The organism is Kitasatospora sp. NPDC056800, from assembly GCF_042789775.1.
Classification (GTDB): domain Bacteria; phylum Actinomycetota; class Actinomycetes; order Streptomycetales; family Streptomycetaceae; genus Kitasatospora.
In genome coordinates this window covers 1-16,070 of record NZ_JBHUAL010000186.1, presented here as the reverse complement: position 1 = coordinate 16,070, position 16,070 = coordinate 1, and the positions used below count along the sequence as shown (strand labels likewise).

Genomic DNA, 16,070 nt, shown 5'->3' with positions numbered 1-16,070 from the left:
TCTTCCGCGGGCCCCCTTTTACTCCCCCCCGGGGGGGGGGGGGGGGGGGGGGGGGGGGGGCGGCGCGGGGGGGGGGGGGGGGGGGGGGGGGGGGGGGGGGGGGGGGGCCGCCCCCGGGCCGGACGTGCCCGGGCGAGCGGGGAGGCGCCGGTGGCGCACACCGCGGCGAGCGCCGGCACACGGTCGTCCACCGCGGTTGCCGCCTTCGTATGCGCTTGATCGACTGATTGGAAATGCTTGATTAGAGTTGATTCCGCGCAGATGCGAAAGAGCTTCCTGGTTTAGTGAGTTCATGTCAACCGTTGCGGTGACAGAAACGCCCGGCCGGTGGGACCGGCCGGGCGTCAGTGTGGGGTGGGAGCCGGGTCTTCGGGATCCGGACCCGTGAGGACGGCGCCTCGGCGTCAGGCGCGCAGGATCCGTACGCCGTCGGCGGCGATCGCCTCCTCCTGCGCCGCCGTGACGTCGCCGTCGGTGACCAGGTCGTGGACGTCGGAGAGCGGGCAGATCCGGGCGAAGGTGACCCGGCCGATCTTGCTGCTGTCGGCCAGGACGACCGACCGCGCGCTGCTGCGCAGGAACGCCCGGTCGGTCTGGGCCTCCATCTCGTCGTGCGTGGTGCAGCCCTCCTGGGGGGTCAGGCCGTCCACGCCGATGAACGCGATGTCGAGGTGGTACTGGGCGAGCATCCGGTCGGCGGCCGGCCCCACCAGTTCGTAGCTGGTGGTCCGGGCGATGCCGCCGACCACCACCAGGCGGATGTCCGGCCGGACGATCAGGTCGGCCGCGATGTTGACGGCGTTGGTCACGATGGTGATCCCGCCGCGTTCGGCCAGGACGCGGGCCAGCTCGCTGGTCGTCGTGCCGCCGGTCAGGCCGACCACCGCGCCGTCGGGCACCAGCTGCTCGGCCGCCAGGGCGATGCGGCGCTTCTCCGCCTGCCGCGTGCCGTGCTTGTGGCGCAGCGGCAGTTCGAGGTTGACGGCGCCGGTGACCGCCCCGCCGCGGGTGCGGTGCAGCAGGCCCTGGTCGTGGAGCTCCTGGAGGTCCCGTCGGACGGTGGCCGCCGACACCCGCAGGAGCCCGGCCAGCTCGTGCACATCGGCGCTGCCCGTCTCGGTGAGGTGCGTGAGGATCCGGGAGGTGCGGTCGGCTTTGAGCATGGCGGAAGTCTAGTGCCGCGCGCGCGAGGGACGATCTTTGCGTGGAACTGCGCGGAACCGCGCGGCACCGTCGGGCGCGGGCGCGATGCGGTAGCCGGGGCGGCGCCGGGGAGCCGGGCCGGGTCCGTTCATCGGCCGTCGGCCGGGCCGGTGCTGTCCCGGACGACGAGTTCGGGCCGCAGCAGCTGGATCGAGTTGGCCGGGCTGCCGGACCGGGTGAGGGCACGCAGCAGCAGCTCGACCGCCTCCCGGGCCATCTCCCGTTTGGGGATGGCCACGCTGGTGAGCGCCGGTCGGGCCACGCCGACCTCCGGGTTGTCGTCGTGCCCGACGATCGACAGGTCGCGGGGCACGGAGCGGCCCTCGGCCCGGGCGGCCTCCAGTGCCCCCAGGGCGAGGACGTCGTGGGTGGCGAAGAGCGCGGTGATCGTCGGGTCGGCGGTGAGTGCCGCCGTCGCCGCGGCGAAGCCGCCCGCGGGGGTGGGTTCGGACGCCGTGTGGACGGCGGCGTCGGGGACGGTCAGTCCGTCGGCGGCGAAGGCGCGCCGGAAGCCCGCGACCCGCGGGCCGTGGTCGGGGCTGGCGAGCACCGCGACGCGTTCGTGCCCGAGTTCGCGCAGGTGGCGCCCGGCCAGGTAGCCGGCCCGCTCGTAGTCGATGGTGACCACCGGGAAGCGGTCGGGGGCGTCGGTCTCCCAGGCGCACAGGGCGACCGGGAAGGAGGCCTCGGCCAGCAGCGGCAGGTGGTCGATCAGGTCCCGGTCGCCGGCGATCAGCAGGGCGTCCACCGAGCGGCTGGTCAGGCCCGCCAGGTGCCGTTTGGCGCGCTCGCCGTCGAGCCGGGTGGTGCAGAGCAGCAGGTGGTAGCCGTTCGCGTCGAGGACGTCCTCGACCTCCTCGACGATGTCGGGGTAGAAGGAGCCCGTCACGGTGGGGACGAACAGTCCCACCGTCCTGGTGGCGCCGGTGGCCAGGGAGCGTGCGACCAGGTTGGGGGTGTACCCCAGTTCCCCGATCGCGGCGCGCACCCGGGCCGCGGTCGCCGGGCTCACGGCCCCCCGCCCCCGGATGACGTTGGAGACGGTCTGCTTCGTGACCCCGGCGCGCTCGGCCACGTCCTGCATCGTCACCATGACTGGATCCTTCGACTTTACCGGTCAACTTGCCTTCGGTGAAAGGTAGGGCACCGGTGAGGGGGCGTCAAGATTGATCAAACCACTGCTCTGGCTCGTCACTTGAGAGTTCCTTGCGTGAACGGTGTCGAGGTCCCGTAGTCCTGAGCAGGTTTTTGCAAGGACTCTTGATTTACCGGTCAACCCGACCGTATCGTCCCAGCCATCCAGCCGCTCCCCGTCCTCGGGCCCCGGCTGACGACACGTCCGCGCGGCATCTCGCGCCTCCGAGAGGAACCACCCATGGGGAGAACGACCATGCCCGCCGCCCGCGTCGTCGGGGCGGCCACCGCCGTCGCCCTCGCGCTCGGAGCGAGCGCCTGCGGCAGCGGCTCGGAGAGCGGGGCGAAGGCCGCCGGCAGCTTCACCTACTGGTCGATGTGGCGCGCCGACGAGCCGCAGGCCAAGGTGCTGAAGGCCGCGATCGACGACTTCACCGCCACCACCGGCGCCAAGGTGGACGTCACCTGGGCGGGCCGGGACATCGCCAAGAAGATCGGCCCGGCGATCGCCGCCAACCGGGCCCCGGACCTGTGGGACGAGTCCGACGACAAGGTCTACGGCACCACCGCCGCGGCCGGCCAGGCACTGGACCTCTCGCCGGTGCTGCAGCTGCGGGTGCCCGAGGAGGACGTTCCGGTCTCCCAGGTCGTCCCGGCCAAGTACTTCGACATGCTGCCGAAGGACCCGTCCGGCTCCAACCACTACGTGATCCCGTACGAGGTCGTCACCAACGCCATGTTCTACAACGCGGCCGACCCGGCGATCACCGCCGCCATGCCGAGTCCGCCCACCGACTGGGCCGGACTGCTCAAGGTCTGTGACGCGCTGAAGGCGGCCGGGAAGGCGTGCGTCGCCTCCGAGGGGGAGGACCCCTGGAGCAACGCGCTGTACTTCGACTACCTGCTGGACGGAGCGGGGGTGAACGTCGCCCGGCTCGCCGCCGACCGGTCCGGCGCGACGTGGGACGACCCGGCGGTCCTCGGCGCGGCGCGGCAGGTGGAGCAGCTGGTGAGGGGCGGCCACCTGATCGAGGGCTACGACGCCACCAAGTACCCCGCGCAGGAGACCAACTGGGCGGGCGGCAAGGCCGCCTTCTACATGGACGGCAACTACGTCACCGCCGAGGTGGCCAAGCAGGTCCCGGCCGGCTGGAGGACGGCGTCGATGCTGCCGCCCGGCGCGAAGACCCCGGACGCCGCCCTGTTCGGCTTCGCCATCCCCAAGCGGGCCAGGAACGCCGCCGCCGCGCAGAAGTTCATCGCCTTCTTCCTGCAGAAGAAGCACCTGTCCGGGATCTCCACCACCGCGGGCAACCTCACCCCGCGCGGCGACATCCCGGCCCCCGCCGAACTGGCCGACGTCCAGAAGGCCCTGGAGGCCCCGACCGTGCGCCTCGGCTTCGACGGGGTGGCCGGCAGCTGGCTGTCCAAGGTCCTGAACGAGAACTACCTGGACTTCTGGCACGGCAGGACCACGGCCGACCGGTTCGTCGCCAAGTGCAAGGCAGACCAGGTCACCTACTGGCAGACCCAGGGCTGACGGTGGCGACGACGATCGAGGAGCCGCCCCGGACGGACGCCGCCCCGGGCCGGTCCGAGCGCGCCGCCCGCTCCGGCGTCGGCCCGCTGGAGCGCCAGCGCCGCCGGGTGTTCTGGCCCTTCACCGCCCCCGCGCTGATCGTGTACGCGGTGCTGTTCGTCGCCCCGGTCGGCTACGCCCTGTGGACCAGCCTGTACGCGTGGGACGGCATGGGCGAGATGGAGTGGCGCGGCCCGCGGAACTACCTCCTGCTGTTCCAGGACCCGAGGTTCCGCACCTCGCTGTTCAACACGCTCGAACTGATGGTCGTCGGAGGCACGATCACCTTCGTGCTCAGCTTCGCGCTGACCCTGGTGCTGCGCGAGATGCGGGCCAGGCTCTTCGCCCGGTCGGTGCTGTTCTTCCCCTCGCTGGTCAACGGCATGGTCTTCGGCATCGCCGCCGGGTTCCTGTTCTCGCCCACCGGCCCGGTCAACCAGGCACTGAAGGTCTTCGGGGTGACCACACCGCCCAAGTGGCTGTCGACGGACAACCTGCTCCCGATGGTCCTGGGCACCCTGGTCTGGACGGCGACCGGCTACTACACCTCCGTCATCATGGCGGCGGTCGACCAGATCCCCGACTACCTCTACGAGGCGGCCGAACTCGACGGTGCCGGCCCCTTCCAGCGCTTCCGGCACATCACCCTGCCGTGCGCCTGGGACGTCATCGCGGTCTGCGCGGTGCTGTGGACCGTCAGCTCGGTGAAGATCTTCGAGCTGATCCTGCTCTACGGTGGCAGCACCAACGCCTATCCGCCGGTGAGCAGTTGGAACACCGCCGTGTACGTGTACGCCGAGGCCTTCCCGCAGGGCACCGTCCCCCGGCTGGGCACGGCCACCGCCGCCGCGATCGTCAGCCTGGCCATGGTCACCCTGATCACCGTCGTGATGCGCCGCCTGCTGCGCCGCGAACCGGTCGAGTACTGACCCTCGCGTCCCGGCCCCCCGCACCCAACCGGAAAGGTCCCTCCCGTGCGACGCAGTAACCGGCCCACCGGACCCGCGAGCAGGATCGGCACGGCCGCCGTCTGGATCGTCGTCGCCGCCGACCTGCTGCTGCTCCTGTGGATCCTGCTGACCTCGCTGCGCAGCGGCCCCGACATCCTGCGGCACGGCTTCGGCCTGCCGACCAGCCCGGACACCGGCAACTACACCACCGCGCTCGACGAGGGCGGCTTCGCGCGGGCGGCCCTCAACAGCGTGCTCACCGCCGGCCTCTCCTCCGTGGTCGCCGTCGCCCTCGCCGCCCCCTGCGCCTACGCCCTCGCCCGGCGCCGCTCGCGGACCTCCTCGGCACTGACGATGAGCTTCGCCATGGGTCTCGGCGTGCCCGGCCAGGTCCTGGTGGTGCCGCTGTTCATCGGCCTGTCCCGGGTGGACCTGACCGACAGCGACCTCGGCCTCGGGCTGGTCTACGTCGGCCTGGCGATGCCGTTCACCGTCTTCCTGCTGACCGGCTTCTTCCGCGGCGTCCCCGGCGTGCTGGAGGAGGCCGCAGTCCTGGACGGCGCCGGCCCGCTGCGCACCTTCGTCCAGGTGGTGCTCCCGGTCGCCCGGGGCGGACTGGTCACCGCCTTCCTCCTGCAGTTCATCACCGCCTGGAACGAGACCCTGTTCGCCCTCGTCCTGACGAACAGCCAGGGAACGACCACCCTCCCGGTGGCGCTCTCCTCGTTCGTCGCGGCACAGCAGTTCAACGGCCTGGACTTCGGCACGATGTTCGCCGGGGTCTGCATCATCCTCGCCCCGATGATCGCGCTCTTCTCCTGGATGGGCTCGCGGATCATCCAGGGCATGACAGTTGGGATCGGCAAGTGACCTCGACCCTGCGCACCGACCCGCTCCGCATCGACGGGACCCCCGATCCGGTCGGCGGCACCCTGCCGATCCTGCACGGCCTGCCCCGGCAGACCGGCGCCGGCGCCGGGGTCGACGACGAGATGCGCCGCAACCTGGCCTACGGGGTGCCCGACACCTTGCTGCCGTACACCCGGCAGGGCGGGTACGACCGCGTCCGTACCGAGCGTGAACTCCCGTGCGTGGTACTGGAGAACGAGACCCTCACCGCGACCTTCCTGCCCTCCCTCGGTGGGCGGCTGTGGTCCCTGGTGCACCGCCCCACCGGGCGGGAGCTGCTGCACCGCAACCGGATCCTGCAGCCCGCCAACCTCGCCCTGCGCGACGCCTGGCTGGCCGGCGGGGTGGAGTGGAACCTCGGCGCCACCGGGCACTGGCCGCTGACCTGCGAGCCGCTGCACGCCGTCCGGGTGCGCGCGCCCGACGGCACCCCCGTGCTGCGGATGTACGCCTTCGAGCGGCTGCGGCGCCTGGTGCTGCGGATGGACAGCTGGCTGCCCGCCGGCTCCCCGGTGCTCTACGTCCATGTCGCCGTGCACAACCCCGCGCCGAGCGAGACACCGGTCTACTGGTGGTCCAACATCGCGGTGCCCCAGGACCGGGACGTGCGCGTCCTCGGCCCGGCCGACCACGCCTTCCACTGCGACTACGTCAGCGACCTGCGCCGGGTGGCCTTCCCGGAGGCCGATGGCGCCGACCGCAGCTACCCCGGCCGGGCGGCGCGCGCCGCGGACTACTTCCTCGACCTCCCCGGCGGCGAACGCCCCTGGATCGCCGCGCTGGACGGCACCGGCGCCGGGCTCGTCCAGACCTCCACCGCCCGGCTGCGCGGACGCAAGCTGTTCTGCTGGGGCACCGGCACCGGCGGCAGGCACTGGCAGGAGTGGCTCTCCGGCCCGGACTCCGCCTACCTGGAGATCCAGGCGGGCCTGGCCCGCACCCAGCTGGAGCACCTGGCGATGCCCGCCGGCGCCACCTGGTCGTGGACCGAGGCGTACGGGCTGCTGCAGGCCGATCCTACGGCGGTGCACGGGAGTTGGGACGCCGCCCGGAAGGCCGCCGGCCAGGCGCTGGACCGGCTGCTCCCGCCGCTGGAGCTGGAGCGGGCCGACGCCCGGGCCGGGGAGTTCGGCGCGCCCGAGGAGGTGCTGTCCGAGGGCGGCGGCTGGGCCGCGCTGGAGATCGAGGCCGGTGCCCTTCCCGCCTCGCCCGCCCTGCCCTTCGGCGAGCCGGCGGCCGCCCAGGAACCCTGGCGGCGGCTCCTGAGGACCGGCACGCTCCCGGTCTGCGACCCGCCGGCCGAGCCGGTCACCGGGGCGCACTGGCGGCGACTGCTGGAGGCGAACGCCACGGACTGGCACGCGCTGTACCAGCTCGGGCTGCTGCGCCTGGCCGACGGGGAACGGGAGTCCGCCCACGAGGCGTTCGAACGCTCCGTCGCCGTCCAGGCCTCGCCGTGGGCACTGCGCGCGCTCGCCCTCCTCGCCCCGCAACCGCGGGAGGCCGCCGACCTCCTGCTCTCGTCCCACCGACTCCGCCCGGAACTACGGGAGTTGACGATCGAGACGCTGGAGTTGCTGCGGCGCGCCGAGCGCCCCGCCGAGGCGCTCGCGCTGATCGAGGCGCTCTCCCCGGCCGACCGGGCGCACGGGCGGATCAGGCTGGCCGAGGCGGAGGCGGCGCACGCCCTCGGCGACGACGACCGGGTCCGGCGACTGCTGGCCGAGGGCATCCAGGTCGACACCATGCGCGAGGGCGAGCTCTCCCTGGACACCCTCTGGCTCGCCGTCCACCCCGGCACACCGGTGCCCCCGCAGTACGACTTCCGCATGGCGGACGGCTGACCGCCCGCCTCCCCGGACCACTCTCCCGTTCCGCACCCCCACAGCAGGGGCGCAACCGTGCGCCCCGCCACGGAAGAGGAGTACCAGTGCCACCTCTACCCACCCGATGGGCCCGCGTCCTCGCCGCCACCGCCCTGGCGGCGCTCGGCGCCGGAACCCTGGCCGCCGGACCGGCGTCCGCCGACAGGCCGTCCGCCGACTCACCCGCCGCCGGCAGACCGGCCCCCGCCACGTACACGGTCTCGGTCGGCAGGACCGGCTCGTACGCCTACCCCGACGACACCCAGGCCAGTCCCTACACCGACAAGGACGGCACGTTCTACTTCCAGCAGTCGCACTCGCTGTACGGCGCGAACGACTCCCGGCAGTGGGACTTCTTCACCGGCCGGGACTTCGACAGCGCCACCAGGTCCGCCGCGATCAGCGACGCCGTCAACCCCGCCGACCCGTCGGACCGCAACGACGACACCACGGCGCGCTGCAACAACAGCCCCACCGGACGGGAGTCCAGCTACGCGCCGCAGGGTTCGCACTACGCCCAGCGGAACTACTGCGACCTGGCCGGGGTCTGGGTCGACCCGGACAGCGGGGACTGGTACGGGCTGGTGCACAACGAGTTCACCCCCCAGCCCTTCGGTGACGGCCTGCACTACGACGCGATCGACTACGCCGTCTCCACCGACCAGGGCCGGACCTGGACGATCAGGGACCACGTGATCACCTCGCCCCGCAGCACCACGCGAGGTGACACCGCGGCCTTCCCGCAGCAGACCTTCTCCTACGGCGACGGCGACCAGCGACTGTTCGTGGACACCGCCTCCGGATACTTCTACGTCTTCTACGGCTCCCGGATCGTCGACAAGGGCGGCAGCTGGGGCGCGTTCCAGCAGCACGTCGCGCGGGCCCCGATGTCCGCCAAGATGACGCCGGGCAGCTGGCAGAAGTGGTACGACGGCGCGTGGTCGCAGCCCGGGGCCGGCGGCCTGGAGAGCGACATGGTGCCCGCCGACGGCGCCAACCCCACCGGGTACCTCCCGCCGGCCAAGGAGTACGACCCGGCCAACCCCGGCACCGTCAGCCGGCAGATCGCGGCCGGCACGCTCGCCCCGAGCACGCCGCTGTTCGTCATGAACATCGCCTACGACGCCTACCTGGGCCTCTACATCGGCACTCCGCAGGCCGTCGACCAGAGCGGAAACGCCCCGCAGCAGATCTACGCCACCAAGGACCTGGCCACCCAGAAGTGGACGCTGCTCGGCGACACCGGCGGTTACCACACCGCCTCCTGGTACCGCTGGTTCCTGGACAGCGCCAGCCTGACCGGCACCACGATCGTCGGCAGGACCTTCCGGTCGTACTGCTCCTTCGCCTGCGCCGGCTCGGACGGCCAGTACGTCGAGCTCACCGTCGGCTCGTCCGCGCCGGCCGCCCCGCCGGTCGACCTGGCCAGGACCTACCGGATCCAGAGCGGCAACGGCCGGGTCCTCGCCCAGAGCGCCGGCGGCTCCGCCGTCACCTCCACGGCCAGGGCGGCCGGCTCCGCCCGCGAGTCCTGGCGGTTCCTGGCCGAGGGCGACGGCTCCTACCGGATCGTCAACGCCGCCACTGGTCGGCTGCTGGGCGTCGACGCCACCTCGACGGCGGGCCGGGCCTGGGGCGCGGCGCTGACCGCCACCGGCGCCGTCGGCGGGAGCGCCACCGTCGGGCAGCAGTGGTTCATCCTCCCCAGCAAGGCCGGGAAGGGCCGGTTCCAGCTGGTGAACCGTTACAGCGGCCTGGTGATCGGCATGTCCGGCACCTCGGGCCGACTCGCCGAGACCGTGCCCGCCCGCTCCTGGAGCGACACCACCGGCTCCACGGTCGGCGGCGGCCGCACGGCGGCCGAGCAGACCCTCGCCTTCGTTCCGCAGGCGCCGCGGTGACGCGGGAGCCGGACACCGGATCGCCGCCGCGGCGGTGGTCGACCTCCTGACCCCGACCCCGGCACGGCTCGATCGACGGCCGTGCCGGGGCCCTCCTGTGGGCCGGGTCAGTCGGCCGCGGCCCCGCGCAGCCGCTCGGCGGCGGCCTCCGGACTCACATCGGTGACGAAGGCGTCGAGTCCGGATTCCACGCCCGCCAGGTACTTGAGCCTGCCTGGAGCGCGCCGGACGGTGAACAGCTCCAGGTGCAAGGCGAGTTCGTCGCCGCCGTCCTTCGGCGCCTGGTGCCAGGCGGAGATGTACGGGGTCCGGTTCGGCGCGGAGCCGGCGGGAGTGGGGAACAGCCGGTCGAAGCGGCGCAGCAGGTCGAGGTAGAGGCCGGGGAACTCGGCGCGCTCGGCCTCGTTCAGCGCGGTGAGGTCGCGCACCCGGCGGTTGGGGTAGAGGTGGACCTCGTACGGCCAGCGGGCGGCGAAGGGCACGAAGGCCGTCCAGTGCCCGCCCCGGAGCACCAGCCGCTCGGGGGCGGCCCGTTCGGCGGCGACGAGGTCCTCGAAGAGGTTCCGCCCGGTGCTCGCCCGGTACGCCTCGGCGCGGCCGATCATCCGGGCGGTGCGGGAGGGGACGAAGGGGAAGGCGTAGATCTGCCCGTGCGGGTGGGCCAGGGTGACGCCGATCTCCTCGCCGCGGTTCTCGAAGCAGTACACCTGCCGGACCTCGGGCCGGGCGGAGAGTTCGGCCGTGCGGTCGGTCCAGGCGTCCAGCACCAGGCGGGCCCCGGCCTCGTCCAGGTCGGCGAAGGAGGCGTCGTGGTCGGGGGAGAAACAGACCACCTCGCAGCGGCCGGTGCCCGGGCGGAGGGTGCGCAGGGGGTCGTCCTCGTGGGCGGTGACGTGGGCGGCGGAGTCCGGGGCGAGCGAGGGGAAGCGGTTCTCGAAGACCGCGACCTGGTAGTCGGCCGCCGGGACCTCGCTCAGCCGTCCGTTCCGGGAGGGGCAGAGCGGGCACTCGCCGGCCGGGGGGTGGTAGGTCCGCTGCTGGCGGTGGGCGGCGACGGTCACCCACTCGCCGAGCACCGGGTCGAGCCGGGTCTCGGAGAGGCTCGCGGAGGGTTCCAGCGGGCGTTCGTCCACGGCGTTCCGGGCCGCGCCGAACTCCTGGTCGTAGTAGACGAGTTCGCGGCCGTCGGCCAACTTGGTCGCGGTCTTGTGCACCGCCGTGCTCCTTCTGCGGGGGAGTTCGGCCAGTCTGCGCCGATCTCCAACAGAATCAAACATATTCGATCGCTTGTCAACAGGTGTAGACCTGCCGACAGGGCATCGGGCACCGATTCCGGTCCGCGCCGCGATGCGAAACCCGCAGGTGTTGACTGCGGCGGCCGATGATGTTTGATTATGTCGAAATCGGCTCCCGTCCGCCGAAGGAGGCACCGACGGGAGCCGCCACGACGCACGCGCACGACGTACGGGAGCCGAGCAGATGATCGACCGGGCCGCCACCGACTTCGAGGCCGTCCACGGCGCCCGGCCGAGCGGCGTGTGGGCCGCGCCAGGCCGGGTGAACCTGATCGGTGAGCACACCGACTACAACGACGGCTTCGTCCTGCCCATCGCCCTCCCGCACACCACCAGGGTCACCGCCCGCCGCCGCACGGACGGCCGGGTGCGGCTCCACAGCACCCGGGGCGACGGCACCGTCACCGACCTCGCGCTCGACGGCCTGGCCCCCGGGGTCGTCACCAGCTGGGCCGCCTACCCGGCCGGCGTGTTCTGGGCCCTCGCCGAGGCCGGACACGCGATCGGCGGCGCCGACCTCTCCGTCGACAGCGACGTGCCGGCCGGTGCCGGGCTCTCCTCCTCCGCCGCCCTGGAGTGCGCCACGGCCGCCGCCCTGAACGACCTGTACGGGCTCGGCCTGTCCGCGCCGGACCTCGCCCTGGTCGCCCAGCGGGCCGAGAACGCCTTCGTCGGCGTGCCCTGCGGGGTGATGGACCAGATGGCCTCCGCCTGCTGCACGGACGGTGCCGCGCTGCTCCTCGACACCCGGACGCTGGAGCGGCGCCACGTCCCGCTCGACCTGGAGGCGGCCGGCTTCCGGCTGCTGGTGATCGACACCCGGGTCAAGCACGACCTCGGCGACGGCGCCTACGCCGCCCTGCGGGCCGGCTGCGAGCGGGCCGCCGACCTGCTCGGCCTGGCCGCGCTGCGCGACCTGCCGGCCGCCGGCCTCACCGCGGCCCTGGAGCGCCTGCCCGGGGAACTCGCCCCGCTGGTGCGGCACGTGGTCACCGAGAACCGGCGGGTGGCCGAGGTGATCGAGCACCTGGACGGCGGGCGGACCGCCGCGCTGGGGCCGGTCCTGACGGCCGGACACGCCTCGCTGCGCGACGACTTCCGGGTCTCCTGCCCCGAGACGGACCTCGCGGTCGAGGCCGCCGTGGCCGCCGGGGCGCTGGGCGCCCGGATGACCGGCGGCGGCTTCGGCGGCTCCGTCATCGCGCTGGTGGCCGCGGCGGACGTGGCAGCGGTCGCGGACGCGGTGCGGTCGGCCTTCGGCTCCGCGGGCTTCGCCGCACCCGTCGCCTTCACCGCCGTCCCCTCGGCGGGGGCGCGTCGACTGGCCTGACCGGGCGGGGCCCGGAGCCCCCGGTCAGCCGGCGGCCGGTACCACGACGAGTTCGCCGACCGCCTCGGCGAGCACGTTGCGGGCCGCCGCGGGGAGGGCGTCGTCGGTGATGAAGCAGTCGACCTCCGTCAGGGCCGCGAAGCTGCTCAGGCCGACGACGCCCCACTTGGTGTGGTCGGCGACCACGATGGTGCGGCGGGCCGAGGCGATCAGGGCCCGGTTGGTCTGCGCCTCGGCGAGGTTGGGGGTGGTGAGCCCGGCCTGCTCGCTGACACCGTGCACGCCGAGGATGAGCAGGTCCACGTGGAGGGTGCGGATCGTCTGGTCCGCGAGAGCCCCCACCAGGGCCGCGGAGCGTGTCGGCGCCCCACCGGTCAGCAGCAGCGACGGAACGGTCTCCGCTCCGTCGCTCTCCGCCGCCCACAGCAGGTCCGCGATCCGCAGGGAGTTGGTGACGACCGTCAGCCCCGGCACCTCCAGCAGCCGGGAGGCGACCGCGTAGGTGGTGGTGCCGGCGGACAGCGCCACCACGCTGCCCGGTTCCACCCGCTGCGCGGCGGCGTCGGCCAGCGCGGCCTTGGTGCTCTCCTCCAGCCCGGACTTCACGTCGAAGCCGGGTTCGTCCGTGCTGGCGGTCCCCACCGCGATGGCCCCGCCGTGGACCTTCCGCACGTCTCCCTGGCGTACCAGCGCGTCCAGGTCGCGGCGGATCGTCATGTCCGACACGCCGAACTGCTCGACCAGCTCGGCGACGCGCACCGCGCCGGCCTTGCGGATGGCCTCCAGGATCAGCGCCTGGCGCTGCGGGGCGAGCAAACTCTGATCAGCCACGAAGGCCCTTTCGATCGAACGGGTGCCTGACCGCTCCCGCTTCCTCCGGCAGGCCGACCCTGCCGCGGTCCGGACGTACCGGTGCCACCGCCGAGGGCCGGGCGGGGCGCCGTGGCGTTCGCGTCGGTGACCGGGGAGCCGTCGGCCGCGACATGATCCAGTATCCCAGGACCCCAACGGGCCCCGACCCGACCGGTCGGCCGGTCGCGCTCCTGCGTCCGGTGGCGGCTCGGCCGGGCCGGGGCCACGTGCACTCGTGCTCGGACTTTGCCATTGAGTGCGTGTTATTGCTTATTCTGCCCGTCATCTTGTCAGGAGCGAGCAGAGCCCCGTACAAATGGTCCGGCTGGGACCAACAGCAGCCATCCATGCCCTGACCCCGAGATCCCGTGAGGTCGAAGCGTGTCAACTGCCCTCCGCCGGTGGCTCCGTACCACCGTCGCCTGCTGTACGGCGCTCGCCGCCGTGTCCACCGCTACGCTCCTGGCTCAGCCCGCGGTCGCCGCCGAGCCCTCCCCGTCCGGCACCGTCACCGAGTACCCGAACTACGCCCCCACACCGCCCATGGGCTGGAACGACTGGTCGTACTACCAGTGCGGGATCGACGAGAAGACCATCCTCGACAACGCCCGGGCCCTCGTCTCCACCGGGCTGGCGAAGAAGGGGTACGACACCGTCACCATCGACGACTGCTGGATGTCCAAGCAGCGCGACGCCCAGGGCAACCTGGTCGCCGACCCGCGGCTGTTCCCGCACGGCATGGCCTACATCGGACGCCAAGTCCACGACCTCGGCCTGAAGTTCGGCATCTACGAGGACGCCGGGACCGCCACCTGCGGCGGCTACCCGGGCTCCCTCGACCACTGGCAGCAGGACGCGGACCTGTTCGCGTCCTGGGCCGTCGACTACGTCAAGCTCGACGGCTGCAACGTCCCGGTCAAGCCCGGCGAGACCGAGGAGCAGAGCTACCGCGACACCTACACCGCGATGAGCCGGGCGCTGCTCGACACCCACCGCAGGATGGTCTTCTCGGTCTCCGCGCCCGCCTACTTCCAGGGCGCGACGAACTGGGAGTCGGTGATCCGCTGGTCCGCGCCGCTCGGCAACCTGTGGCGGGAGGGCGCGGACATCGCACTCGGCCAGGCCAGTGGCGCCGAGAAGTGGGCGTCGATCATGTACAACTACGGCTACAACGTCGGACTGGCCGACCTGCAGCGCCCCGGCCGGTGGAACGACCCCGACTTCCTGCTCGCCGGCGACTCCGGGCTCAGCCAGGACGAGATGCAGAGCCAGATCTCGCTGTGGGCCGTGATGGCCGCGCCGCTGATCTCCAGCACCGACCTCACCCGCCTCTCCCCGGCGGCGTTGGAGCTGCTCGGCAATCGCGACGTCATCGCCGTCGACCAGGACCGGCTGGGCGTCCAGGGGCGGGTCGTCCAGCACGGAACCGGCTACGACGTGCTGAGCAGGCCGCTGGCCGGAGGGGACCGGGCGGTCGCGCTCTTCAACTCCTCCGACACCGCGCAGACCATCACCACGACCGCCGCCCGGGCGGGCCTGCCCGCCGCCGACGGCTACCGGCTCGACGACCTGGTGACCAAGAAGGCCGTCGGGACGGCCGGCGTGATCTCCGCGAACGTGCCGCCGCACGCCACGGTGCTCTACCGGGTCCACCCCGGCGCGATCCACGGCCTGGCCCCCGCCACCGCCGTCACCTGGCAGGACGTCAGCACGGCCCAGGAGCCCGGGACGTACCGGATCACCCTGGCCGACAACGGCGCCGTCGCGCTGAACGACACCAGCGTGCGGATCAGCGCCCCCGCCGACTGGACCGTCACCCCGGCGACCGTCACGCTCCCGCGCATCGCGCCGGGCGCGACCGCGTCGGCCACGGTGACGGTGCACGGCCCCCAGGGCGCTCCCGGCACCACGGCCACGGCGATCACCGCCACCGCGAGCTACCGGGCCCGGCCGGCCGGGGTCGACACCGTCAGCGGTGAGCAGACGATCGTGCGGACCGTGCCCTACCCGTCGCTGGAGGCGGCGTTCGACAACGTCGGCGCCACCTCCGAGAGCGACACCGCTCCCGGCGACTTCGACGGCGCCGGGAACAGCTACTCGGCGCAGGCCCTGGCCCTGGCCGGCGCCACCGCGGGCGCCACGATCAGCGCCAACGGCCTCAGCTTCACCTGGCCGTCCGCGGCCGCCGGCACCAACGACAACGTGTCGGCCGCGGGCCAGGAGATCACCTTCAGCGGCCAGGGCAGCGCGCTGGGCTTCCTCGGCGCCGAAGCGGGCTTCGCCTCCGGCACGGTCACCGTCGCCTACACCGACGGCACCACCAGCAGCGGCCAGTTGGGCTTCCCCAACTGGTGCTGCACCCCGACCGACGCCTACGGCGCGAAGACCGCGTTCACCACGGACCACCGCAACACGCCCACCGGGCCGGGCAACTTCGGCACCGGGTACGGCGTCTTCTCCAACACCGTCCCGCTGACGCCCGGCAAGACGATCCGTTCCGTCACGCTGCCCCGCGCCGCGGCGATCCACGTGTTCGCGCTGGCCGTCCAGCCGTGATCCGCGCCGCCCGGCCCACCGGACCGGTTCCCGTGGGCCGGGCGGTCGGCGTTCCCCCGCCCGAGACTCCGCCCCTCCCGGCGAACGGCATCCAGGACCCCTCCATGACCGTCATGAACCGCACCACCCTGGCCGGTGCCCGGCTGGTCCTGCCCGGCGGCGTCGTCGAGGGCGACCGCCTCGCCGTCGAGGGCGAGCGCATCGCCGGCCTCGGCGGCGACACCGAGCCCGGCGACCTCGACCTGACCGGGTACACCGTCGTCCCCGGCTTCGTCGACCTGCACGTCCACGGCGGCGGCGGTGCCTCGTACGCCTCCGGCATCGCCGAGGAGGCGCTGCTGGCCGCCCGCACCCACCTGGAGCACGGCACCACCACCACGGTGGCCTCCACCGTCACCGGCGAGATCGACGAGGTCGCCCGCCAGGCGCACGTCCTCTCCGAACTCGTCGAGGACGGCGTCCTGGCCGGCATCCACTTCGAGGGCCCGTTCATCTC

At 73.0% G+C, this 16,070-nt stretch carries 12 protein-coding genes; 8 read left to right on the top strand and 4 right to left on the bottom strand.

Going from position 1 to position 16,070, the window contains the following annotated elements; translation table 11 throughout:
• Positions 1-404: 404 nt before the first annotated feature.
• The gene (locus tag ACFRQN_RS31465) at positions 405-1,163 is read right to left on the bottom strand and encodes a DeoR/GlpR family DNA-binding transcription regulator (protein ID WP_380743677.1); all 759 of its coding nucleotides are present in this window, start codon (positions 1,161-1,163) and stop codon (positions 405-407) included.
• A gap of 128 nt (positions 1,164-1,291) precedes the next feature.
• Positions 1,292-2,296: a LacI family DNA-binding transcriptional regulator gene (locus ACFRQN_RS31460; RefSeq protein ID WP_117486251.1), complete on the bottom strand. Its 1,005-nt coding sequence runs from the start codon at positions 2,294-2,296 to the stop codon at positions 1,292-1,294.
• 282 nt (positions 2,297-2,578) lie between these two features.
• Between ACFRQN_RS31460 and ACFRQN_RS31455 the strand changes: the two genes are divergently transcribed.
• The 5 genes from ACFRQN_RS31455 to ACFRQN_RS31435 all read left to right on the top strand — a co-directional run bounded on the left by ACFRQN_RS31455 (position 2,579) and on the right by ACFRQN_RS31435 (position 9,541).
• Positions 2,579-3,877 carry an ABC transporter substrate-binding protein gene (locus ACFRQN_RS31455; RefSeq protein ID WP_380743675.1) on the top strand — a complete coding sequence of 433 codons (1,299 nt, stop codon included), beginning with the start codon at positions 2,579-2,581 and terminating at the stop codon, positions 3,875-3,877.
• A 2-nt stretch (positions 3,878-3,879) separates the two neighbouring features.
• Positions 3,880-4,845 carry a carbohydrate ABC transporter permease gene (locus tag ACFRQN_RS31450; protein ID WP_380743673.1) on the top strand — a complete coding sequence of 322 codons (966 nt, stop codon included), beginning with the start codon at positions 3,880-3,882 and terminating at the stop codon, positions 4,843-4,845.
• Between the two features lie 45 nt (positions 4,846-4,890).
• Positions 4,891-5,736: a carbohydrate ABC transporter permease gene (locus ACFRQN_RS31445; protein WP_117486249.1), complete on the top strand. Its 846-nt coding sequence runs from the start codon at positions 4,891-4,893 to the stop codon at positions 5,734-5,736.
• The gene (locus ACFRQN_RS31440) at positions 5,733-7,619 is read left to right on the top strand and encodes a DUF5107 domain-containing protein (protein ID WP_380743671.1); all 1,887 of its coding nucleotides are present in this window, start codon (positions 5,733-5,735) and stop codon (positions 7,617-7,619) included. The genes ACFRQN_RS31445 and ACFRQN_RS31440 overlap by 4 nt, the downstream gene beginning before the upstream one ends.
• 86 nt (positions 7,620-7,705) lie before the next feature.
• Entirely contained in the window at positions 7,706-9,541 is a 1,836-nt protein-coding gene (locus ACFRQN_RS31435; RefSeq protein WP_380743669.1) for an RICIN domain-containing protein, read from the top strand.
• A gap of 107 nt (positions 9,542-9,648) precedes the next feature.
• Here ACFRQN_RS31435 and galT read toward each other — a convergent pair whose 3' ends face one another.
• Entirely contained in the window at positions 9,649-10,755 is a 1,107-nt protein-coding gene (gene galT / locus ACFRQN_RS31430; RefSeq protein ID WP_380743667.1) for a galactose-1-phosphate uridylyltransferase, read from the bottom strand.
• Positions 10,756-11,020: 265 nt separating this feature from the next.
• Here galT and galK point away from each other — a divergent pair, with 265 nt between their 5' ends.
• Complete coding sequence (gene galK / locus ACFRQN_RS31425; protein WP_380743665.1) at positions 11,021-12,166, top strand: galactokinase; 1,146 nt, start codon at positions 11,021-11,023, stop codon at positions 12,164-12,166.
• Positions 12,167-12,190: 24 nt separating this feature from the next.
• Here galK and ACFRQN_RS31420 read toward each other — a convergent pair whose 3' ends face one another.
• Positions 12,191-12,997 (bottom strand): DeoR/GlpR family DNA-binding transcription regulator, encoded by an 807-nt coding sequence (locus ACFRQN_RS31420; RefSeq protein WP_380743662.1) that lies wholly within the window; start codon positions 12,995-12,997, stop codon positions 12,191-12,193.
• 402 nt (positions 12,998-13,399) lie between these two features.
• Between ACFRQN_RS31420 and ACFRQN_RS31415 the strand changes: the two genes are divergently transcribed.
• Both ACFRQN_RS31415 and ACFRQN_RS31410 read left to right on the top strand, forming a co-directional pair.
• Positions 13,400-15,574: an NEW3 domain-containing protein gene (locus ACFRQN_RS31415; protein WP_380743660.1), complete on the top strand. Its 2,175-nt coding sequence runs from the start codon at positions 13,400-13,402 to the stop codon at positions 15,572-15,574.
• A 104-nt stretch (positions 15,575-15,678) separates the two neighbouring features.
• Positions 15,679-16,070 (top strand): amidohydrolase family protein (locus ACFRQN_RS31410; protein ID WP_380743658.1); only part of this gene is annotated, 392 nt, incomplete at its 3' end.

Bases quoted from the DNA above. Each gene is read 5' to 3' on its own strand.
- ACFRQN_RS31465 (WP_380743677.1), bottom strand. From the start codon at position 1,163: ATGCTCAAAGCCGACCGCACCTCCCGGATCCTCACGCACCTCACCGAG.
- ACFRQN_RS31460 (WP_117486251.1), bottom strand. From the start codon at position 2,296: ATGGTGACGATGCAGGACGTGGCCGAGCGCGCCGGGGTCACGAAGCAG.
- ACFRQN_RS31455 (WP_380743675.1), top strand. From the start codon at position 2,579: ATGGGGAGAACGACCATGCCCGCCGCCCGCGTCGTCGGGGCGGCCACC.
- galK (WP_380743665.1), top strand. From the start codon at position 11,021: ATGATCGACCGGGCCGCCACCGACTTCGAGGCCGTCCACGGCGCCCGG.